The sequence below is a fragment of the Thermomonas haemolytica genome, from assembly GCF_004346265.1.
GTDB classification, from domain to species: Bacteria; Pseudomonadota; Gammaproteobacteria; order Xanthomonadales; family Xanthomonadaceae; genus Thermomonas; species Thermomonas haemolytica.
In genome coordinates this window covers 24,790-45,214 of the sequence record NZ_SMAP01000004.1, presented here as the reverse complement: position 1 = coordinate 45,214, position 20,425 = coordinate 24,790, and the positions used below count along the sequence as shown (strand labels likewise).

The following is a 20,425-nucleotide window of genomic DNA, read 5'->3' as shown; positions in this document are numbered from 1 at the left end:
GCCCCAAGTCGCTCCCCGGTACTCGCTTGGTTGGGGCGATGCGCCCCCGCATCCCCCATACTTCTTTGCCTCCCGGGGGACACCGCATGCAGACCATCATCCAGACCGAACGCGCCGCAGGCGACGACTTCCTCGGCCACCCCAAGGGCGTGTACGTCTGCTTCTTCACCGAGATGTGGGAGCGCTTCTCGTTCTACGGGATGAAGGCGCTGCTGCTGCTCTACCTCACCAAGTACCACCTGTTCGGCGACAAGGCCGGGCTCGACCTGCTGGGCGCCTACGGCGGGCTGGTGTACTGCATCCCGGTGATCGGCGGGCTGCTGGCCGACCGCTGGCTGGGCATGCGCAAGGCGGTGACGTTCGGCGGCGTGCTGCTGGTGCTGGGCCATATCGGCATGGCGTTCGAGGGCCACGCCGCGACGCTGCAGGCCGGCACGGCAGTGCGCGACGAAGGCGCGCTGAGGATCATGTACGTGTCGCTGGCGCTGATCATCATGGGCGTCGGCTTCCTCAAGCCGAACATCTCCACCATCGTCGGCAAGCTGTACGCCGACAACGACCCGCGCCGCGATTCCGGCTTCTCGCTGTTCTACGCCGGCATCAACCTCGGCTCGCTGTTCGCCTCGCTGGTGTGCGGCTACGTGGGCGAGACCTGGGGCTGGAAGTACGGCTTCGGCGCGGCCGGCCTCGGCATGCTGGCGGGCCTGGCCATGTTCCTGTGGGGGCAGAAGTACCTGCACGGCCACGCCGAGCCCGCCGACCCGGCCGCGCTGCGCGCGCGGGTCGCCGGCCTGCCGCGCGAATGGCTGATCTACGCCCTGGCGGTGCTGGGCGTGGTGCCGGTGGCCTGGCTGATGTGGGCGGCGGCGAACGGCGCGTTCGCGCTGGGCGGCGAGGTCTCGCTGGCGCTGCTGCTGATGTTGGTGGTGCTGGGCGCGGTGCTGCTGTGGTTCGCCTGGTTCACCGGCACCCGCTGCACGCCCGTGCAGCGCCAGCAGATGATCGCGCTGATGGTGCTGATCTTCATGGCGCTGGTGTTCTTCACCCTGTACGAGCAGACCTACGGCTCGTGGGTGACCTTCACCGACCGCCTGCTGACCAAGGACATCGTGCCGGCGCTGGTGGTGCGCGACGGCACGCCGTGGCCGTGGTCCACGCTGTCGCTGCTGCTGGCGCCGCTGGCGTTCTTCGTGGCCACGCGGATGTCCGACCGCGACCCCGCATCCCGCGCGCCGCGCGTGTTGTTCCTCGCGGTGAGCGCGCTGATCCTGGTGCTGCTGGTGCGCGACTGCGTGGCGCTGCCGCAGACCGCAGGCTCCTTGACCTACCTCGGCGCGTTCTTCCTGGTCGCACTGGCGCCGCTGTTCTCGGCGCTGTGGGGCTGGCTGGGCCGGCGCGGCGCCGATCCGTCGAAGCCGACGAAATCCGCCATCGGCCTGCTGTTCGCCGGGCTCTCGTTCATCCCGCTGGCGCTCGCCGCGCAGCAGGTCGGCGCGACCGGCGCGATGGCCAGCGTGTGGTGGCTGGTGCTGGCCTACCTGATCCTCGAAATCGGCGAGATGTGCCTGTCGCCGGTGGGGCTCTCGGCGGTCACGCAGCTGGCGGTGCCGCGCGTGGTCAGCCTGATGATGGGCACCTGGTTCCTCGCCACCGCGTTCTCGGAGACGCTGGCCGCGCTGCTGGGCAAGCTGGCCGCGATCGAGGTGCCGCAGGGCGAGGCGTTGGATCTCGCTGCGGCGGCCCCGAAATACGCGCACCTGTTCTGGCTGATGACGTGGATCGGGATCGGCTGCGCGGTGGCCGCGTTCCTCGCCGCGCCATTGCTGCGGCGCATGATGCATGGGGTGAAGTGAACCTGAATCCCGGCCCGCGGCCTGCACGGAAGGCGCTGCTACACTCCCCCGCCTGATCGCAAGGAGACATGCCGCATGCCGACGCCACGCCCGCTTGCCCTCGCCCTGCTCGCCGCGCTCGCCGCCAGTCTTGCTTCGCCGCAGGGCCTGGCCGCCAAGAAGAAGCCGGTGGCGCACAAGAAGGCGGCCGCCGTAGTTTCCGCATCCTGCGACGATCTCTATGCCGAGGCCAACAAGGGCTGGCTGGCCGCCAACCCGATGCCGGCGGCGGGCGCGATCTCCGCGCTGGGCCAGCTTTCCGCGCGCGCCGAACAACAACAGCGCGACCTGCTGGACGCCTTCATGCGCACCCCGCACGGCACCGTGCAGAAGCTGCTGGGCGACTTCTGGGCCAGCGGCCTGGACGAAGCGGCGATCGAAGCCGATGGCGCCGCACCGGTGGCGCCGCTGTTGCAGCGGATCGACGCCATCCGCAGCAGCAAGGACATCGCGCCGGCGGTGGCGGCGCTGCACCAGGTGGGCATCCCGGTCCTGTTCGGCTTCAACGCCGACGTGGACCTGCGCGACCTCGACCGCCACCTTGGCTACTTCACCCAGGGCGGCCTCGGCCTGCCCGACCCGGCCTACTACACCCGCAGCGATGCCGACACCCAGGCGCTGATGGCGCGCTACGCCGACTACATGCGCAAGATCCTGGCCCTGACCGGGGTGCCGGCCAAGGACATCGAGGCCCAGACCGCGCTGGCGCTGGACGTGGAGAAGCGCATCGCCGCCGCCGAACGCCCGCTGGCGGACCTGCGCGACCCGCGCAGGAACTTCGCTCCCGTCGCCACCGCCGGCCTCGGCAAGCAGTACCGCAACCTGCAGCTGGATGCCTTCCTGAAGGCGCAGGGCGTGAGCGATGACACCGTGTCGATGGCCGACCCGGCGCTGTTCGCCAAGCTGGATGCGCTGGTGGGCACGCTCAAGCCGGCGCAGTGGCAGGCCTATCTGCGCTGGCGGGTAGGCGACGCGATGGCGCCCTACCTGTCGAAGTCGTGGCGTGACGCCGCGTTCGACTTCCGCGGCAAGGTGCTGCTGGGCCAGACCGAGCCGGCCCCACGCTGGAAGCAGGTGCTGGACGCCATCAACCTGGCCGCCGGCCCGATGCTGGGCCGCGAGTACGCCGCCGCCTACCTGCCCGACGCCAATCGCAAGCAGGCCGAGCAGATCGCCACCCAGGTGCGCGACGCGCTCAAACAGGAAATCGAACGCGGCGAACTCCTGCAAGGCGCGGCCAAGGCCGAAGCGCTGAAGAAGCTGGACGGGCTGAAGGTGGAGATCGGCGCGCCGCGCCGCGACCTCGACTACACCGTGCAGCCGATGGGCCGCGGCAGCTTCGGCAGCAACATGCTGATCGCCTCCACCTGGCGCCACCGCCAGGAGATGCGCCGGATCGGCAAGGGCAACGCCGAACGCCGCTGGGACGTGCTGCCGCAGCAGCCGGCGCTGGCCTATGACCTCGCCCACAACCGCCTGATCGTGACCGCGGCGATGCTGCAGGCACCGGTGCTGGACCCGGCGATGCCGCTGGGCAACCAGTACGGCGCGTTCGGCGCGCTGGTGGGGCACGAGCTCAGCCATGCGGTGGACGGCCTCGGCCGCCACGTGGACGCGGACGGCAACGTGCGCGACTGGTGGACGCCGGAGGATGCCGCGCGCTGGGAGGCGATGGCCAACCGGGTCGGCCGCTTCTACGGCGGCCTGCCCTACCCCGGTCTCGCCGGCACCAAGGTCGATGGCACGCTGACCCGCGACGAGGACGTGGCCGACCTGGCCGGGGTGACGCTGGCGCGCGCGGCGCTCACCGCGGCGAAGCCCGAGCTGGACGCGCAGACCGAGAAGGGCTTCTACACCGGCTGGGCGCAGCTGTGGGCGCAGCAGGTGACCGCCGACGAAGCGCGCCTGCGCGCGCGCCAGGACGTGCGCGCGCCCGGCCTGTGGCGCGCCAATGCCCCGGCGATGCAGCAGCCCGGCTTCGGCGCCGCGTTCGGCTGCAAGGCCGGCGCGCCGATGCTGGTCAAGGATGCCGAGCGCATCCAGCCCTACTGACGCCCTCGCTTGCTTCTGCCGGGGCCTCGCTTCGGCCCGGCATCGGCTGCACCGCGCGACCCGCCCGCCTGCGCGGTCGGCCACGCGCCGGCCTCAACGCACGATGCGGATCTTCGGGCCGCCGCGGCCGCCGCCGAACGGCGGCTGCCCGCGCCAGTAGCGGATCAGCAGCCAGCCGAACAGCATCCCGCCGAGGTGGGCGAAGTGGGCCACGCCCGGCTGCAGCCCGGTGACGCCCACGCCCAGCTCGAACAGGCCATACACGATCACCAGCGTGCGCGCGCGCATCGGGATCGGCGGGAACAGCAGCATCACCCGCTGGTTCGGGAACAGCATCCCGTAGGCCAGCAGCAGTCCGAACACGCCGCCGGAGGCGCCGATGGTCGGGTAGGCCTCGGCGCCGTGCGCCAGCGCGTACGAGCCCACCAGCAGCTGGCACAGCCCCGCGCCGACCACGCTGACGAGGTAATAGGCCAGGAAGCGGCGTTCGCCCCAGGTGTATTCCAGCGGCGCGCCGAACATCACCAGCGCCAGCATGTTGAACGCGATGTGCAGCAGCCCACCGTGCAGGAAGGCATAGGTCACCAGCTGCCAGGGCATGAACGCCGGCGCCAGCGCGTCGGGATCGTAGGCAGCATCGCCCCACGGCCACAGCATGAAATCGACCAGGCGCTGGTCGCCCAGCAGGGCCTGCAGGGCAAAGCCCACCAGGTTGGCGATCAGCAGGGCCTTGGTGATCCTGGGCAGGTTGAACGGCATCCTTGCGTCATCCGGTTTCGTTGCAGTGCATCATAGCCGCTCAGCGCGGCCGCCAGAGCGCCGCATCGAGATCGTCTTCAGCCGCCGGCAGGCGCACCCGGCCGCGCTGCACCACCACGCCCTCGGCCTGCAGGCGCCGGCACTGCTCGCGGAAGCCGTCCGAATCCGGCGGGAACGCGATCCGCCCGTCCGCGCGCAGCACCCGGTGCCAGGGCAGGCCCGGATCCGCGTTGCGCGCCAGCAGCCGCGCCACCAACCGCGCGCGCCCGGGCACCCCGGCGCGGCGGGCGATCGTGCCGTAGCTGGCCACCTGGCCGCACGGCAGGGCGCGGATCGCCGCTAGGATGCGCTGGTCGGGCGTCGAATCCGGAACGGGCGAGTCGAGATGGCGCATCTTCCGCGTTAGCATAGCCGCTGGCCCACCCGCCGCGCCGCCGCCATGCACAACTTCGAACAGATCCGCCGCCACCTGGTCACCGCCGGCTACCGCCTGAGCGTGCAGGAACCGTTCCTGGCCTGCGTGGAGCTGTCGCTGGCGCAGGGCAAGCGCCACCAGGCGATCTTCCTGGCCGAGCTGCAGGACGACGACGGCCGCAACTACCTGCGGGTCAGCACCGCGGTGGCGCCGATCGTCGGGCTGGATGCACGCCGCGCGCTGCGCTTCAACTTCGAGAGCCGGGTGGGCTATCTGGCGATCAGCGAACTCGACGGCGTGCCCTTCCTGCACCTGTGCGAGAACCGCCCCTATGACGGCCTGACGGCGGCCGAAGTGGACCGGCTGGTGCTGGAGATCGGCGGCACCGGCGACGAGATGGAACACCGGATGTCGGCCGGCGGCGACTTGCTGTAAGCGCCCTCGCGCCGGCCGTCCCCGGCGCTTCTCCTGTCAGCAGGTCAGGCCCAGCCCAGGGCCTGCAGCAGCCGCAGCAGGCCGTAGGCGATCCCGCCGGCCGCGGGGATGGTGAGGATCCACGCCCACACGATCCGCTCGACCACGGTGAGCTTGAGCGCGCGGGGATTCTTGGCAAAGCCCACGCCCATGATCGCGGTGGAGATGCTGTGGGTGGTGGACACCGGCATGCCGAAGTGCGCGGCCACGGTGAGGATGGTGGCCGAACTGGTCTCCGCCGCGAAGCCGTTGATCGGGTGCAGGCGCACCATCTTATGGCCGAGGGTATGGATGATGCGCCAGCCGCCGGACGCGGTGCCGGCCGCCATCACCAATGCGCAGGTGACCACGATCCAGCCGGCGATGCCCTGCGGGTCGCTGCCGGCCGGATGCAGGAACGCCAGCCAGCGCGGCAGGTCGTCCAGCGCGCCGGTGGACTGCGCGCCGAACAGGGTCAGCGCGATGATGCCCATCGTCTTCTGCGCGTCGTTCTGGCCGTGCGCGTAGCCCATGTAGGCCGCGGACAGGATCTGCGCCTTGCCGAAGAAACGGTTGACGAAATGCGGCCGCGCCAGCCGGCGCAGGGTCCCCCCCGCACGCGCCATCCCGGCGATCAGCGCCCACAGCAGCAGCATCATCAGGATGCCGAGCAGGAAGCCCGCCAGCGGCGAGGTGACCATTGGCAGCAGCACCTTCCACAGCAGGCCCTTGTTCTTGGTCCAGTCGCCCACCGTCTGCGACCAGATCAACGCATCCATGTTGTTGTGGGCCGCGGCCAGCGCGGCGCCGCACAGGCCGCCGATCAGGCCGTGCGAGGACGAGGACGGCAGGCCCTTCCACCAGGTGATCAGGTTCCAGGCGATGCCGCCCAGCAGCGCGCACAGGATCACCTGCGAGGTCACCTGCACCACGTCGGTATCGACCAGGCCGGAGGCGATGGTCTTGGCCACCGCGGTGCCCATCAGGGCGCCAATGAGATTCATGATCGCGGCCAGCATCACCGCCTGCCACGGCGAGAGCACCTTGGTGGCGACCACGGTGGCGATGGAGTTGGCGGTGTCGTGGAAGCCGTTGATGAACTCGAACACGAGCGCGGCCACGACCACCACCAGCACGAGGGTCAGCATGGCGCGGCCCCGTCAGCTGTTCTTGAGCACGATCTGGTAGGCCACCACGCCGGCCTCGCGGCAGCGGTCGATGGCCTTCTCCAGGATCTCGAAGAACTCCTTGAGCAGGAACATCTGCAGGCTGTCCAGCTTGCCGGAATAGATCTCGCGGTACAGCTCCAGCATCAGGCGGTCGGCCTCGTTCTCGATCGAGCGCAGCTTCTCGTTCAGCGCGGTCATCCCGTCCAGGTTCATCCGGCGCAGGTCGCCCACCATCTGCACCACCACCGCCGCGGCCTGCTCCAGCATCGCCGCGCGCGGCGCGAAATCGATGTGGCCCAGGTGCTGGATCGCCAGCGCGTAGCGGTCGGCGAACTTCTCGATCTGCTTCGGGATCTTGTGCAGGGCCGAACCCAACGCCTCGATGTCCTCGCGCTCGATCGGGGTGATATAGCTGTCCACCAGCGCGCGGCTGATCTTGTCGGCGGCGGCGCGCTCGCGCAGGCGCGCCAGCTTGAACGCGTCCAGCGCGGGCTGGCGGTCGGCCTCGCGCATCATCGCGTGCAGCGCCTTGGCACTGTCATAGGCGGCGGCCGCGGCATCGTCCAGCAGCGCGTAGAACTGCATGCCGGAGCCAAAGATGGTTTGCAGGGAGAACATGGGCGTGACCGCGGGTTCGAGTGGCAAAAGTGGCGGAATTATGACATTTCCGCGACACCCGAAACACACCGCCGCGCGCGGCGCCCGTGCCGGCTCAGGCCGGGGTGCCGAACCGCCCCAGGGGCGCCCCCGCCAGCAGGTGCAGGTGGATCTGGAACACGGTCTGGCCGGCGTCCTGGTTGCAGTTCATCACGATCCGGTAGCCCGACTCGGCGACCCCCTGCGCCTTGGCGTAGCGCGCCGCAGCGGTGGCCAGCCGGCCGATCACGACCGCGTCCTCCTCCGGCACGTCGTTCAGGGTGGCGTAGTCGCGCTTGGGCACGAACAGCACGTGCACCGGCGCCTGCGGTGCGATGTCGCGGAAGGCGATCAGGTGTTCGTCTTCGTACACGATGTCGGCGGGGATCTCGCGCCGCAGGATCTTGTGGAAGATGGTGTCGGGCATGGCCAGCGCCAGTGGCGAATGGAAAGAGGTGAAAGCGAGTGTAGGCCAGCCCCGCGCCCGCCTCCACTGCGCGCGCACGGCTCAGCGCGCGCCGTCCCCGCTCACTCCTGCATCTCGCTGCGGCTGCCGAAGGCATGCGACAGGGTGCCGCGGTCCACGTATTCCAGCTCGCCGCCCAGCGGCACGCCGTGCGCCAGCCGGCTGGGGCGCACGCCGCGCGCGCGCGCCAGTTGCGCCAGGTAATGCGCGGTGGCCTCGCCCTCCACCGTGGGGTTGGTGGCGACGATCAGCTCGCGCACCTCGCCTTCCTGCAGCCGCTGCGCCAGCAGGTCCAACCCCAGTTCCGCCGGGCCGATCCCGTCCAGCGGGCTCAGCCGCCCCTGCAGCACGAAGTACAGGCCGCGGTAGCCGGTGGCCTGTTCGATCGCCAGGCGGTCGGCCGGGGTCTCCACCACGCACAGCAGGTGGATGTCGCGCGCGGGGCTGGCACAGATCGCGCAGACTTCGGCCTCGCTGAAATCGCGGCAGCGCCGGCAGTGCCCCACCCGCTCCATCGCCGCCTCCAGCGTCGCGGCCAGGCGGCGGCCACCGTCGCGCTGGCGCTCCAGCAGGTGGTAGGCCATCCGCTGCGCGGACTTGTGGCCCACCCCCGGCAGCACGCGCAGGGCGTCGATCAGTTGTTCGAGCAGGGAAGCGGTCATTGCGTTCGGGCGTCCGTCCCGCGCCCGCGGGAAGGCCGGCGATGGTTCAGAACGGCAGCTTCATTCCCGGCGGCAGCGGCATGCCGGCGGTGGCGGCGGCCATCTTTTCCTGGCTGGCGGCGTTGATCTTGTTGACGGCATCGTTGAACGCGGCGGCGATGAGGTCTTCGGCCATCTCCGGGTCGGCCAGCGCGGCCGGGTCGATGCGCACCTTGCGGCAGTCCATGCGGCCGCCCAGCGTCACGCTGACCATGCCGCCGCCGGCGTTGCCGGTGACTTCCAGCGCGGCCACTTCCTCCTGCGCGCGCTGCATGTTCTCCTGCATCTTCTGCGCCTGCTGCATCAGCTGTGCGATGTTTCCACGCATATCGTGTTTCCGTATCTGTTGGGTGTGGGGATGTGGAGCCGGGCTCAGGCGTCCAGCGGACGGATCGACTCCGGCAGGATCTGCGCGCCATGCGCCTGCACCAGCCGCTGGATCGCGGGATCGGCGGCGAAGCCGGCCTCCGCGTCGGCCTGGCGGACGTCGCGCTCGCGCGCATTGCGCGCCTGCGCGGTCTCGCCGCGCGCGGGGCCCACTTCGAAGCGCACGTTCACCGGACCGCCCAACCGTTGGCTGAGCACGTCGTCCAGCTGCAGCACCAGGCGCGGCGACTTCAGGTGCTCCTGCTCCGGGGCCAGCGCCAGCCGCAGCGGGCCGTCGGCATGGCCGAGGAAGGCCGCGTGCTCGGCCAGCACCTTCACCGCACCCCTCAGCTGGCCGCTGGCCACCAGTTCGCGCACCAGCTGCAGCCAGTGTTCGGAATCGGTCACCAGCAGGGCACTGGCGGCCCTACCGGCATCGACATTGGCCATTGGCTTGGGAGGCGGCATCGACGGCGCGGCAGGGGCTGCCGGCGCGGACGCCGACGGCTGCGCGCGAGCCTCGGGCAGCGGGCTGGGCGAGGCCTGCGGCCGCACGGGCGCGGAGGCGGGCGTATCCATCGTCGGCGCTGGCACCGGTGCCGACGCACGGGCGGGCGCCTGCTCCAGCTGCGCGCGCACGCGCGCGGCGGCCTCGGCGCGGGCCTGCCCGGCGGGCGCGGGAGCGTCCGCGCGCGGCTGGCCGCCGGTCTCGGGGCGGAAGGCCAGCATCCGCAGCAGGGTCATCTCGAAGCCGCTGCGCGGACTGGGCGCCAGCCCGAGGTCGCGGCGGCCGTGCAGCGCCATCTGGTACCACAGCTGCACCAGCTCCGGACGCAGGCGCGCGGCCAGGCCGTCCACGTCGATGGCATCGCTGCCGACATCCACCGCCGGCACCAGCTGGCGCACCTGGATGCGATGCAGGGCCTGCGCGAAGGCATCGAGGATGCTGCCCCAATCCGGCGCGAACTCCGCCAGCTGCGCGGCCTCCTCCAGCAGGCGCTGGCCATCGCCCTCGGCCAGCGCGTCCAGCAGCGCCTGCACCCGGCTGCGGTCGACCGTCCCCAGCATCGCCGCGACGCTTGCCCCGTCCAGCCGGCCGCCGGCATAGGCGATCGCCTGGTCCAGCAGCGACAGCGCATCGCGCAGGCTGCCGTCGGCGGCGCGCGCCAGCTGCGCGACCGCGTCGTCGTCGGCGGTGATCGCCTCGGCCGCGAGGATCTTGCGCAGCTGGCCAGCGATCTGCGCCTCGTCCAGGCGCTTGAGGTTGAACTGCAGGCAGCGGCTCAGCACCGTCACCAGCAGCTTCTCGGGATCGGTGGTGGCGAATAGGAACTTGACGTGTCCCGGCGGCTCCTCCAGCGTCTTCAGCAGCGCGTTGAAGGCCGGCTTCGAGAGCATGTGCACTTCGTCGATCAGGTACACCTTGTACTTGCCGCGGCTGGGCATGTACTGGGCGTTCTCGATCAGCTCGCGCACGTTGTCCACGCCGGTGTTGGAGGCGGCGTCGATCTCCAGCAGGTCGATGTAGCGGCCGGCGTCGATCGCCAGGCAGGTCTCGCACTCGCCGCAGGGGTCGCTGGAGGTGCCGCGCTCGCAGTTCAGGCTCTTGGCGAAGATGCGCGCGATGGTGGTCTTGCCGACGCCGCGGGTGCCGGTGAACAGGAACGCGTGGTGGACGCGGCCGGTCTCCAGCGCATTGGTCAGCGCGCGCACCACATGCTCCTGGCCGACCAGTTCGGCGAAACGCTTGGGGCGCCACTTGCGGGCGAGCACGAGGTAGGACATGCCGGCATTGTGGCATGGACCGGCGCGCCGTCGGCGGCCGCCCTTGCGCGTGTTGTGGAAGCGCCCTGCCGCCGCTAGAATGCGCGATCCCGGAGAGGTGTCCGAGTGGTTGAAGGAGCACGCCTGGAAAGTGTGTAGGCGGCTAAACCCCGCCTCGGGGGTTCGAATCCCCCTCTCTCCGCCAGATCGATGCATCCTGGTCGATGCATGAAGTTCCACGGGCCGCGCATGCCGCGGCCCGCGTCCATGGTGGCCCCGTCGGCCCCTCGCGACGCTAGGTCGAAAACCCCGCCAGGGCCGGAAGGCAGCAACGGTATCGACTGACGCGGGCGCCGAGGCCAGCCGGCGGGGCCGCCACCTTTCCGGGCCCGGCCCGTCGCCCTCCAGCGTGCCGCGCCGTCCAGGCGCGCGCCCCGCCCGCCCCCAGTAGCTCAGTAGCCGCGCTCCCACGCCGCCGCGTAGGCCGCGCGCAGGCGCGCGAAGTCGGCCTCGACGGCCTCCGCGCTGCGCGCACCGCGGCGCTTGTGCAGCGAGCGCAGCAGGCGCTGCAGGTTCGCTTCGCGCCAGCCGGTGGCGGGAATGCGCAGCTGCGAGCGGTCGAAATCGATCATCCAGCCGCGCCCCTGCCCATCGAACAGGAGGTTGTGCGCGTTCAGGTCGGCATGGTCCAGCCCGGCGCGATGGAAGCGCGCGATCAGGTGCCCGGCGGCCTCCCACGGCGCCGTGCCCTCCGCGGCCAGCGCGGCCAGCGAGCGCACGTCGTGCAGCCTCTGCATCAGGATCGCGGCCTGGTAATGCAGGCCCTCGCGCCGGTACCAGGCCGCGAACGGCAGCGGCACCGGCAGCTTCTTCGCGCGCAGCGTGCGCAGCAGGCGGAACTCGGCGAAGCTGCGCACGCGCTGGATGCCGCGCCAGAGATGCTGGTCACGACTGAACCTCGCCATCAGGCCGCCGCGCAGGTAATGCCGCAGCAGCGCATCGCCCTGCCCGAAGTCGATGAACCAGGCGCCGCCGCGCCCGCCCTCGCCCACCGGCTGCGCCGCCATGCCCCAGTGGCCGGGGTCGAACCACTCCGGTTCCGGTTGCCGCACCTGGGTGCGGTCGAACAGAATCGCGCCGTAACCGCGCGCGTCGCGGAACGGCGTCAGGTGCTCGTTGGCGTCGAAACCGGTCATCCTTGCGAGTGTAGCAACCGCGTGCCCAAAGTCCCCGCCCCGCGTTCCCTCTGCCTGCTGCGCCTGTCCGCGCTGGGCGACGTCACCCACGTGCTGCCGCTGGTGCACACCCTGCAAACCGGGCTGCCCGGCGTCGCGCTGACCTGGATCATCGGCCGCGCCGAGCGCCGCCTGCTGGATGGGTTGCCCGGCGTGCGCTTCGTGGAATACGACAAGAACACCGGGCTGGCCGGCATGCGCGCCCTGCGCCGCGAACTGGGCCAGCGCTTCGACGCGCTGCTGCAGCTGCAGGTCTCGGCCCGCGCCAACCTGCTGTCGGCGTTCGTGCCGGCGCGGCGGCGGATCGGCTACGACCGTTTGCGCAGCAAGGAAGGCCACGGCCTGTTCATCCGCGAACGCATCCCCGACCCCGGCAAGGTCCACGTGCTGGACGCCATCGGCAGCTTCTGCCAGCCACTGGGGCTGGTGCGCGGCGAGGTGGTCTGGAACCTGCCGGTGCCGGACGAGGCGCATGCCTGGGCGCGCGCGCAGTGGCCCGACGATGGCCGCCGCACGCTGATGATCTCGCCCTGTTCCAGCCACGCGCTGCGCAACTGGCGCGCCGAACGCTACGCCGCGCTGGCCGACCACGCCGCCGCGCAGGGCTGGCGGGTCGTGCTGTGCGGCGGCCGCAGCGCGCTGGAGCGCCGCACCGGCGATGCCATCCTCGCCGCCATGGCTGCGCGCGAGAGCGTGCTGGACCTGATCGGCAAGGACACCCTCAAGCAGCTGCCGGCCCTGCTGGCCCGCGCCGACCTGCTGGTGACGCCGGACTCCGGCCCGATGCACATCGCCAACGCGATGGGCACGAAAGTGCTGGGCCTGCACGCCGCCACCAACCCGCACCGCAGCGGACCGTATTCCGACCGCCGCTTCTGCGTGGACCGCTACGACGACGCCGCGCGGAAATACCGCGGCAAGCCGGCGTCGGAACTCAAGTGGGGCACGAAGATCGAGGCCGAGGGCGTGATGGACCTCATCACCGTCGCGGACGCCGTGGCGGCGTTCGAGCGCTTCCGCGCCAACCTCGGCTGAGGCTCAGGCGCCCTGCCCGCTGCCGTAGTCCTGGTACGACTTCTCCTCGACGTAGGCCGAACCCAGTGCGAGGTTGATGTCCTTCTTCACCCGCGCGCGGGTGTCGTTCTCGAAATAGACCGCACGCGCCAGGCGGATGAACTCGGCGTCGAAGGCCTGCGCCTTCTCCTTCAGGCGGATGTCGTCCTCGATCACCCACAGGCGCTCGTTGACCGCCTTCAGCTCGGCGCGCAGCGCGGCGATGTCCTGCCGCGAGGCCGGGTGCGCGGCCCAGGTCGCCTCCAGCGCCGCCAGCTCGTTGCGCACGTTGGCCAGCTTGGCCGGGTCGCTCATGCGCTCGGACTTGATCTGCAGGATGGCGATCTTGTCGAGCAGCTCGCCGAAGGAAACGGGGACGTGGATCTCGGACATGGGCGCGGGCAAGGACGAGGGGCGGCCAGTGTACCTGCCTTGCCCCCCGGCCACGCGCCCCGTATCATGCACGCCCCACTTCCGGAGAGGTGGCAGAGTGGTTGAATGTACCTGACTCGAAATCAGGCGTAGGTGAATAGCCTACCGAGGGTTCGAATCCCTCCCTCTCCGCCAGACATGACCGCGCCCCCGCCAGGGGGCGTTTTCATGTCCGGGCTCGACCGCGGGCATCCGCTGGCACGCCTTCCCTTCCGACCGCGGGCATCGCCCGCACGCGGCCCCCACTTCCGGCACAGGCAGGCGCCGCGGCCGGCCACCACCATCGGAGACCGGCCCCGCCGCCCGCATTGCCCTGCAGTCCGGTCCGCGCGCATGATTCCGTTGGCCCCCATGAACCCCGGACGCCAGCCGCACGCATGATCGAATTCGGACACCTGACCCATGTCGGCCTGCGGCGCGAGCTGAACGAGGACACCTATTACGGCGACAGCGCACTGGGCCTGTGGTTGGTCGCGGATGGCATGGGCGGGCACGAGTACGGCGAGGTCGCCAGCGCGCTGGCGCGCGAGGTCATCGTGCGCGAGGTGCGCGCCGGACGCAGCCTGGCCAGCGCCATCGTCACCGCCGACGAGGAAATCATCCGCTGCTCCAAGCGCCGCGGCGACAGCCTGCCGATGGGCACCACCGTGGTGGCGGCACGGGTGGACGGCAACCGCTTCGAGGTGGCTTGGGTGGGCGACAGCCGGGTGTACCTGTGGCGGGACGGCAGCCTCACCCAGATCTCGCACGACCACAGCTACGTGCAGGAGCTGATCGCCCAGGGCGCGATCAGCGCCGACCAGGCGCGCAGCCATCCGCACCGCAACGTGGTGACCCAGGCGCTGGGCGTCACCGCGCCGGACCAGCTCAACGTGGAAACCCTTTCCGGCGAGCTGCGCCCGGGCATGCAGCTGCTGCTGTGCAGCGACGGCCTGACCGAGGAAGTGGACGACCGCCAGATCGCGCAAGTGCTGGCCCACCGCGAATGCAGCGCGCAGGAATGCGTGGACGGGCTGGTGGCGGCCGCCCTGGACGGTGGCGGCTCCGACAACATCACCGTGGTGCTGGTGCGCCGGCACTGAGCCTCCCCGCCGGCGCCCCGCGAACCGGCCCACCGGCGCGCTTCCGGGCCCAGTGGCACGTTCCTGTGGTCCCCGCTGACCCGCTTTGGGGTGTCACGCTGACCCGCTCGTGGTGAGCCTGTCGAACCACGGGCGGGCTCCGCCGCCCCGCTCATCCCTCGACAGGCGCGGGGCGAACGGATGAAACGGAATCGCACGCGCCGCCGCGTCAGCCCGCTTCCGCCTCCAGCTCGCGCCACAGGCAGCGGCCGGCCTTCTTTTCCAGCGCCGCCAGGCGCGCCGCGTGCGCCTCGGCTTCCTCCGCCTGCACGCGCACCCGCACCCGCGGCGCGGCCTCCAGGGCGTCCAGCGCGACTGCGGTTTCCACCGCGACGGCCGCAGCCTCCTCGCCGAAACCGATCTCGCGCTGGCCGGAGGTCATCGCCAGGTACACGTCCAGCAGGATCTGGGCGTCGAGCAGCGCGCCGTGCAGCTGGCGCTGCGAGTTGTCCACGCCCAGCCGCTTGCACAGCGCATCCAGCGAATTGCGCTGGCCCGGGAAGCGCTGGCGCGCCATCGCCAGGGTGTCCTCGATGCGGCAGCGGTCCTCGATCCTGCCGGCACCGGGAATCCGCGCCAGCTCGGCATTGAGGAAGCCGAGGTCGAACGCGGCGTTGTGGATGATGAGTTCCGCGCCGTCGATGAAGGCCAGGAATTCCTCGGCGATCTCCGCGAAGCGCGGCTTGTCGGCCAGGAAATCGAGGTCGAGGCCCGTCACCTCCTGCGCACCCGGCTCGAACTCGCGGTCGGGGTTGAGGTAGCGATGGAAGGTGCGCCCGGTCGGCCGCCGCTCCAGCAACTCGACGCAGCCGATTTCGACCACGCGGTTGCCTTTCTGCCATTCCAGGCCGGTGGTTTCGGTATCGAGGACGATCTGTCGCATCAGCCTGCCAGCTCCGGGGACTGCCTGAATTTCAATGCCTGCGCGCGCGCCAGCTGGTCCACGCGCTCGTTCTCGGGATGCCCGGCGTGGCCCTTGACCCAGCGCCAGTCCACCACATGCCGGGACGCCGCGGCGTGCAGGCGCTCCCACAGATCGCGGTTCTTGACCGGCTCGCCGCCGGCGGTCTTCCAGCCGCGCCGCAGCCAGCCCGGCATCCACTCGGTGATGCCCTGGCGGACGTATTGGGAATCGGTGGTCAGCACCACTTCGCACGGCTCCTTCAGGGCCTCCAGCGCGGCGATCGCGGCCATCAGCTCCATCCGGTTGTTGGTGGTGGCGGGCTCGCCGCCGGCCAGCTCGCGCTCGACCCCGCGCCAGCACAGCAGCGCGGCCCAGCCGCCCGGCCCGGGATTGCCCAGGCAGGCGCCGTCGGTGTGCACCTGCACCTGCTTGCGCGCACTCATGCCGAGGGCTCCGCCTGCCAGCGCAGGGCGCGCTGGCGGCGCAGCGGGGTCATCGCGCGCACCCGCTTCTCGGCGCGCAGCAGGTAGCCGGCGCGCAGGCCAGCGCCTTCCTGCTCGCCCGCCGCGGCCGCCACCGCCCACACCGGGCCCAGCCCCAGCGTGACCGCATCCGGCGTCAGCCCAGCCGCGCGCAGGCGGCGGCGCCAGCTGATCGGCTCGCGCGCCGCCAGCCCCTGCCCGCGCCACTGCCAGCGGTAGGGTGACAGCGGATTCAGCGCGAACAGCCACAGCCAGCCGCCGGGCACCAGCACCCGCGCGCACTCCTCCAGCAGCGGCCGCGCGGCATCCGCCGGGCCCGCGTCCAGCACGTGCTGCAGCACCACCACCGCGCAGGCCTCGCTGGCCAGCGGCAACGGCAGGCCGCAGCGCAGGGCGCCATCGAAGCCGGTGCCGTGGCAACGCAGGCGCAAGGCCCATGCATCGCCTTCCGCATCCAGCAGATCGACCGCCGGCGGCGCCAGCCATAGCGCGGCCTGGCCCGGGCGCTGGCGCAGCGCATCGCCCACCCCGGCGGCTTCGCTGGCCAGCAGGGCCTGTCCGGCCGCACTGGCGAACCAGGCCTCGGCGGGCGCGGCCTCGGATTGACGCGATGGACGGGGGGACGGCATGGTGGGGATTCTGCGGGAAAGCCCGCCCCCCGTCACGACTGGACAAATGCCGCTGCAGTGCCTGCCCGCGTTCGACGACAACTACATCTGGCTGCTGCGTGACGACTGCGGTCGCGCGCTGGTGGTCGATCCGGGCGATGCCTCTCCGGTGCTGGCGGCACTGGGCGATGCGCCGCCGCTGGCCATCCTGCTCACCCACCACCACGGCGACCATATCGGCGGCGTCGCCGCGCTGCTGGCACGCTGGCCGGACACCCCGGTGTTCGCCCCGCACGACGACCGCATCCCGCAGGCCACCCGGCGCGTGGCCGACGGCGAACGGCTGGCGATCGGCGACTGGCACTTCGAGGTCCTGGCCGTGCCCGGCCACACCCGCAGCCACGTGGCCTACCACGGCGAGGGCCTGCTGTTCTGCGGCGACACCCTGTTCAGCCTGGGCTGCGGGCGCATGTTCGAAGGCACGCCACCGCAGATGCAGGCCTCGCTGGCGCGGCTGGCCGCGCTGCCCGGCGACACCCGCGTGTGCTGCGCGCACGAGTACACGCTGGCCAACGCGGTATTCGCGCAGACGGTCGAGCCCGGAAACCCAGCGCTGCGCGAGCGCGTGGCCGAAGTACGCGCCCTGCGCGCCGCGGGCCGCCCCACCCTGCCGACCACGCTTGCCGAAGAGCGCGCCTGCAATCCGTTCCTGCGCTGCGACGTCCCGGCGGTGCGCGCGGCGGCCGAGGCGCATGCCGGCCATCCGCTGGCGGATGCCGCAGCCGTGTTCGGCACGCTGCGGGCCTGGAAGGACGGCTTCCGCGCCTGATCGCCCGCCGCTTCCGTACGGTCGCGCACACTGGCCGCGGCCGGGCGCGCAAGGCACACTAGCGCATTGACTCGGTGCGCCATACGCGCACATCGCATCATCAAGGAGAAACCATGGGATTCCTGCAAGGCAAGCGCGCGCTGGTCACCGGCATCGCCAGCCAGCGTTCGATCGCCACCGGCATCGCCGACGCGTTTCATCGCGAAGGTGCCGAGCTGGCGCTGACCTACCAGAACGAGAAGCTGAAATCGCGGGTCGAGGACGCCGCCGCCGGGTACGGCAGCAAGATCGTGCTGCCGCTGGACGTGGCCTCGGACGAGCAGATCGACGCCTGCTTCGCGGAGCTGGGCAAGCACTGGAGCGACGGCTTCGACATCCTGGTGCACTGCATCGCGTTCGCCCCGCGCGAGGCCATCGAGGGTGACTTCCTCGATGGCATCAACCGCGAGCGCTACCACATCGCGCACGACATCAGCGCCTACTCGCTGGCCGCACTGGGCAAGGCCGCGCGCCCGCTGATGAAGGGCCGCAACGGCAGCATCCTCACCCTGTCCTACCTCGGCGCCGAGCGCGCGCTGGCCAACTACAACACGATGGGCGTGGCCAAGGCCTCGCTGGAAGCGATCGTGCGCTACATGGCGATGGCGCTGGGCCCGGAGGGCACCCGCGTGAACGCGATCTCGGCCGGCCCGATCCGTACGCTCGCCGCCAGCGGCGTAGCCAACTTCCGCAAGATGCTCAGCCAGTTCGAGGCGGTGGCGCCGCTGCGCCGGGTGGTCACCATCGAGGACGTCGGCAATACCGCGGCGTTCCTGTGCTCGGACCTGGCCGCGGGCATCACCGGCGAGATCACCTACGTGGACGCCGGCTACAACATCATGGGGATGAGCGGGATCGAGTGACCGCGCCCAACCCGGGCATCCGCCCATGACGCAGAACGCCCGGCATTGCCGGGCGTTCTGCGTTGCAGCCAGCGGTTGCGGGCGACCGGCTTACAACCGGTCTTCCGCGACCTTGATCACGTAGTGCTTACGCACGGCCCGGATGAAAGCGTCCTGGGCCTGCGCGCCGATCGAGGCGGCCACCTGCGTACGCAACTGCGCGCGCTCCTGCGGCGTCACCTGGCCGATGTCGCCATCGCGCGCCGCGCGCACCGCGAACACCACCAGCTGGCCGCCGGCGCGGGTCTTGCCCAGCACCGGCGCATCCTTCTGCGGGCGCGGCACGTTGAAGAACGCCTCCACCAGCGGCTGCGGCGGCACCGGCGCGGGGCTGCGGCGCGGCAGGTCGTCGAGCCTGGCCACCGCCAGCCCGGCGGCGGCGGCAGCCGCGTCCAGGCCCTGCGTGCGCGCGGCCTTCAGCAGCGCCTCGGCTGCGGCATCCGCCGCCTTGCGCTCGCGCTCGGCGCGGATCGAGGCCACCACCGCGGCGCGCACCTGCGCCAACGGCTGCACCTGCTCGGGCTGGTGCTCGATCACCCGGATCAGCACCGTGCGCAGCGGCCCGAGTTCGATCGGATCGCTGGCGGTGCCGTCCTGCACCAGCGCATCCGAGAATGCGGCGCGCAGCACCTTGGGTTCGCTGGCGATGCCCGGCGCGCCGGCGCGGCTGAACACCGGCGTGGTCTGCACCTGCAGGCCCAGCGCCTTGGCCGCCGGCGCCAGCGAGGTCGGGTTCTTGAACACCGCGTCCACCAGCTTGCCGGTCAGCTCGTTGAACGCCTGCTCGCGGCCACCTTCCTGCAGCTCCTTCTCGAGCTCGGGGCGCACATCCTCGAACGAGCGCTGCGTACCCGGCTGGACTTGGTTCAGTTTGATGATGTGCCAACCGAAATCGGTCTTGACCGGCCCGCGCACCTCGCCCGGTTGCATCGCGAACGCCGCATCGTCGAACGCGCCGGGCATGCCGCTGCCCTTGGTGATCCAGCCGAGATCACCACCAGCGGCCTTGGAGCCGGTGTCATCGGAATTGGCCCGCGCCAGCGCCGCGAAATCGGCGCCCGGCGCACGCGCTTCGGCGGCGAGCTTGGCGGCGCGCGCCTCGGCCGCCTTCTTGTCGGCTTCGCTGGCGTTCGCCGCCACCTGCACCAGGATGTGCGACACCTCGCGCTTCTCGGGGCTGGAGAACTTGGCGATCTCGTCCTGGTAGCGCTTGCGCAGCGCCGCCTCGTCGGCCGCCGGTGCCGGCAGCGTATTGCCGTCGACCTCGACGTACTCCAGGCGCACCATCTCCGGGCTGCGGTATTCGTCCTTGTGGGCCTTGTAGAACGCGTCGATTTCGGCATCCGTCACCGGCGCGGTATCCGCCGCCGGGGCCGGGATGGCGACGAAGGACACGTCGCGGTGCTCGCCCAGCAGGCGCATCAGGCGGTCCAGCTCGAGATCGGTGACGAAGGCCGAACGCGCGATCCGCGCCGGGATCAGGTTGGTGGCGAGGTCCTCGCGCACCTTGGCCTCGAACGCGCGCGGCGTCAGCGGCGGGTTCTGCGAGGCCAGCAGCATCTGGTAGCGGTCTGCGTTGAATGCGCCATCGACCTGGAACTCGGGGATCTGGCGGATGTTGTCGGCCACTTCCGCGTCGCTGACGACGATGCCGTCGTTGTGCGCCGTCATCCGCATCAGGCGCTCGTCGATCAGCGCATCCAGCACCCGGCGCTTGTTCTCCACCGACTCGAACGCCTTGGCATCGAAGTTCTCGCCCTGCGCGTTGCGCATGTTGATGCGGGCGTTCTCCAGGCGCTCCTTGAACTCCTGCGCGTCGATGTCCTCGATGTGCCACAGGTAGGTCACCGGCCAGACCTGGGGCGCGGACTTCCACCACGACGGCGGCTGCGCGATGCGGGCGACGTAGGTCTCCACCCGCTGCGACATGTACGACTCCACCCCGAAGAAGGCGAACGGGATCGTCACGATCGTGAGGATGGTGCCGGCGATCCAGCCGGTGGTCTTGTCGCGGAGTTTCTGCAGCATGGGCGGACCAGGAATGAGGCGTAGCCGGCAAGTTTACCCGAGCCGCGCGCGCCCGGCCGCCCCGCGGCGCAGGCCGGAAAGCAAAAAAACCCCGCATCGCTGCGGGGCTTTTGCTTTCG

At 71.0% G+C, this 20,425-nt stretch carries 21 protein-coding genes, 2 tRNA genes and 1 other RNA gene; 10 read left to right on the top strand and 14 right to left on the bottom strand.

Going from position 1 to position 20,425, the window contains the following annotated elements; all coding sequences use genetic code 11:
• Window positions 1-86: 86 nt before the first annotated feature.
• Together EDC34_RS06475 and EDC34_RS06470 are read left to right on the top strand one after the other, a co-directional pair.
• On the top strand, window positions 87-1,853 hold the full coding sequence (locus tag EDC34_RS06475) for a peptide MFS transporter (RefSeq protein WP_114960276.1): 1,767 nt from the start codon (window positions 87-89) through the stop codon (window positions 1,851-1,853).
• A gap of 75 nt (window positions 1,854-1,928) precedes the next feature.
• Window positions 1,929-3,944, top strand: a complete 2,016-nt coding sequence (locus EDC34_RS06470) for a M13 family metallopeptidase (protein WP_114960277.1) — start codon at window positions 1,929-1,931, stop codon at window positions 3,942-3,944.
• A gap of 93 nt (window positions 3,945-4,037) precedes the next feature.
• Here EDC34_RS06470 and EDC34_RS06465 read toward each other — a convergent pair whose 3' ends face one another.
• Window positions 4,038-4,703, bottom strand: a complete 666-nt coding sequence (locus EDC34_RS06465; protein WP_114960278.1) for a rhomboid family intramembrane serine protease — start codon at window positions 4,701-4,703, stop codon at window positions 4,038-4,040.
• Window positions 4,704-4,743: 40 nt separating this feature from the next.
• The gene (locus EDC34_RS06460; RefSeq protein WP_240311095.1) at window positions 4,744-5,097 is read right to left on the bottom strand and encodes an MGMT family protein; all 354 of its coding nucleotides are present in this window, start codon (window positions 5,095-5,097) and stop codon (window positions 4,744-4,746) included.
• Window positions 5,098-5,142: 45 nt separating this feature from the next.
• Here EDC34_RS06460 and EDC34_RS06455 point away from each other — a divergent pair, with 45 nt between their 5' ends.
• On the top strand, window positions 5,143-5,553 hold the full coding sequence (locus tag EDC34_RS06455; RefSeq protein ID WP_114960280.1) for a hypothetical protein: 411 nt from the start codon (window positions 5,143-5,145) through the stop codon (window positions 5,551-5,553).
• A 44-nt stretch (window positions 5,554-5,597) separates the two neighbouring features.
• On the opposite strand, the gene EDC34_RS06450 is transcribed toward EDC34_RS06455, so the two are convergent.
• The 6 genes from EDC34_RS06450 to dnaX form a co-directional block, all read right to left on the bottom strand.
• Complete coding sequence (locus EDC34_RS06450; protein ID WP_114960281.1) at window positions 5,598-6,719, bottom strand: inorganic phosphate transporter; 1,122 nt, start codon at window positions 6,717-6,719, stop codon at window positions 5,598-5,600.
• A gap of 12 nt (window positions 6,720-6,731) precedes the next feature.
• Window positions 6,732-7,358, bottom strand: a complete 627-nt coding sequence (locus EDC34_RS06445; protein ID WP_114960282.1) for a DUF47 domain-containing protein — start codon at window positions 7,356-7,358, stop codon at window positions 6,732-6,734.
• A gap of 94 nt (window positions 7,359-7,452) precedes the next feature.
• Window positions 7,453-7,803, bottom strand: coding sequence for a histidine triad nucleotide-binding protein (locus EDC34_RS06440; protein WP_114960283.1), 351 nt, complete (start codon window positions 7,801-7,803; stop codon window positions 7,453-7,455).
• Window positions 7,804-7,904: 101 nt separating this feature from the next.
• Entirely contained in the window at window positions 7,905-8,504 is a 600-nt protein-coding gene (gene recR, locus EDC34_RS06435; protein WP_114960284.1) for a recombination mediator RecR, read from the bottom strand.
• Window positions 8,505-8,550: 46 nt separating this feature from the next.
• Window positions 8,551-8,871, bottom strand: coding sequence for a YbaB/EbfC family nucleoid-associated protein (locus EDC34_RS06430; RefSeq protein WP_114960285.1), 321 nt, complete (start codon window positions 8,869-8,871; stop codon window positions 8,551-8,553).
• A 44-nt stretch (window positions 8,872-8,915) separates the two neighbouring features.
• Window positions 8,916-10,694 (bottom strand): DNA polymerase III subunit gamma/tau, encoded by a 1,779-nt coding sequence (dnaX, locus tag EDC34_RS06425; protein WP_114960286.1) that lies wholly within the window; start codon window positions 10,692-10,694, stop codon window positions 8,916-8,918.
• Window positions 10,695-10,785: 91 nt separating this feature from the next.
• Between dnaX and EDC34_RS06420 the strand changes: the two genes are divergently transcribed.
• Together EDC34_RS06420 and ffs are read left to right on the top strand one after the other, a co-directional pair.
• Window positions 10,786-10,878: transfer RNA gene (locus EDC34_RS06420), tRNA-Ser, on the top strand.
• A gap of 71 nt (window positions 10,879-10,949) precedes the next feature.
• Window positions 10,950-11,040, top strand: an RNA gene (gene ffs, locus EDC34_RS06415) — signal recognition particle sRNA small type.
• An 85-nt stretch (window positions 11,041-11,125) separates the two neighbouring features.
• Here the strand turns inward: ffs and EDC34_RS06410 are convergent.
• Window positions 11,126-11,869, bottom strand: coding sequence for a 3-deoxy-D-manno-octulosonic acid kinase (locus EDC34_RS06410; RefSeq protein WP_114960287.1), 744 nt, complete (start codon window positions 11,867-11,869; stop codon window positions 11,126-11,128).
• 21 nt (window positions 11,870-11,890) lie between these two features.
• On the opposite strand from EDC34_RS06410, the gene EDC34_RS06405 reads away from it, so the two are divergent.
• A complete protein-coding gene (locus EDC34_RS06405; RefSeq protein ID WP_114960288.1) occupies window positions 11,891-12,943 on the top strand; it encodes a glycosyltransferase family 9 protein in 1,053 nt (350 codons plus the stop codon).
• 3 nt (window positions 12,944-12,946) lie between these two features.
• Here EDC34_RS06405 and EDC34_RS06400 read toward each other — a convergent pair whose 3' ends face one another.
• Entirely contained in the window at window positions 12,947-13,354 is a 408-nt protein-coding gene (locus tag EDC34_RS06400) for a DUF6165 family protein (protein ID WP_114960289.1), read from the bottom strand.
• An 83-nt stretch (window positions 13,355-13,437) separates the two neighbouring features.
• Between EDC34_RS06400 and EDC34_RS06395 the strand changes: the two genes are divergently transcribed.
• Window positions 13,438-13,528, top strand: a tRNA-Ser gene (locus EDC34_RS06395).
• 242 nt (window positions 13,529-13,770) lie between these two features.
• Window positions 13,771-14,475, top strand: coding sequence for a PP2C family protein-serine/threonine phosphatase (locus EDC34_RS06390; RefSeq protein WP_114960290.1), 705 nt, complete (start codon window positions 13,771-13,773; stop codon window positions 14,473-14,475).
• A gap of 208 nt (window positions 14,476-14,683) precedes the next feature.
• Here EDC34_RS06390 and dnaQ read toward each other — a convergent pair whose 3' ends face one another.
• The 3 genes from dnaQ to EDC34_RS06375 are packed head-to-tail and all read right to left on the bottom strand — an operon-like array spanning window position 14,684 to window position 16,529.
• The gene (gene dnaQ, locus EDC34_RS06385; protein ID WP_114960291.1) at window positions 14,684-15,397 is read right to left on the bottom strand and encodes a DNA polymerase III subunit epsilon; all 714 of its coding nucleotides are present in this window, start codon (window positions 15,395-15,397) and stop codon (window positions 14,684-14,686) included.
• The gene (rnhA, locus tag EDC34_RS06380) at window positions 15,397-15,861 is read right to left on the bottom strand and encodes a ribonuclease HI (protein WP_114960292.1); all 465 of its coding nucleotides are present in this window, start codon (window positions 15,859-15,861) and stop codon (window positions 15,397-15,399) included. The genes dnaQ and rnhA overlap by 1 nt, the downstream gene beginning before the upstream one ends.
• Complete coding sequence (locus tag EDC34_RS06375) at window positions 15,858-16,529, bottom strand: class I SAM-dependent methyltransferase (RefSeq protein ID WP_114960293.1); 672 nt, start codon at window positions 16,527-16,529, stop codon at window positions 15,858-15,860. Before EDC34_RS06375 ends, rnhA begins: the two co-directional genes overlap by 4 nt.
• Window positions 16,530-16,575: 46 nt before the next feature.
• Here EDC34_RS06375 and gloB point away from each other — a divergent pair, with 46 nt between their 5' ends.
• Both gloB and EDC34_RS06365 read left to right on the top strand, forming a co-directional pair.
• Window positions 16,576-17,337 (top strand): hydroxyacylglutathione hydrolase, encoded by a 762-nt coding sequence (gene gloB / locus EDC34_RS06370; protein WP_114960294.1) that lies wholly within the window; start codon window positions 16,576-16,578, stop codon window positions 17,335-17,337.
• Window positions 17,338-17,450: 113 nt separating this feature from the next.
• Window positions 17,451-18,239 (top strand): enoyl-ACP reductase FabI, encoded by a 789-nt coding sequence (locus EDC34_RS06365; RefSeq protein ID WP_114960295.1) that lies wholly within the window; start codon window positions 17,451-17,453, stop codon window positions 18,237-18,239.
• A gap of 90 nt (window positions 18,240-18,329) precedes the next feature.
• On the opposite strand, the gene EDC34_RS06360 is transcribed toward EDC34_RS06365, so the two are convergent.
• Window positions 18,330-20,306, bottom strand: a complete 1,977-nt coding sequence (locus EDC34_RS06360; protein ID WP_114960296.1) for a SurA N-terminal domain-containing protein — start codon at window positions 20,304-20,306, stop codon at window positions 18,330-18,332.
• Between the last annotated feature and the right edge of the window lie 119 nt (window positions 20,307-20,425).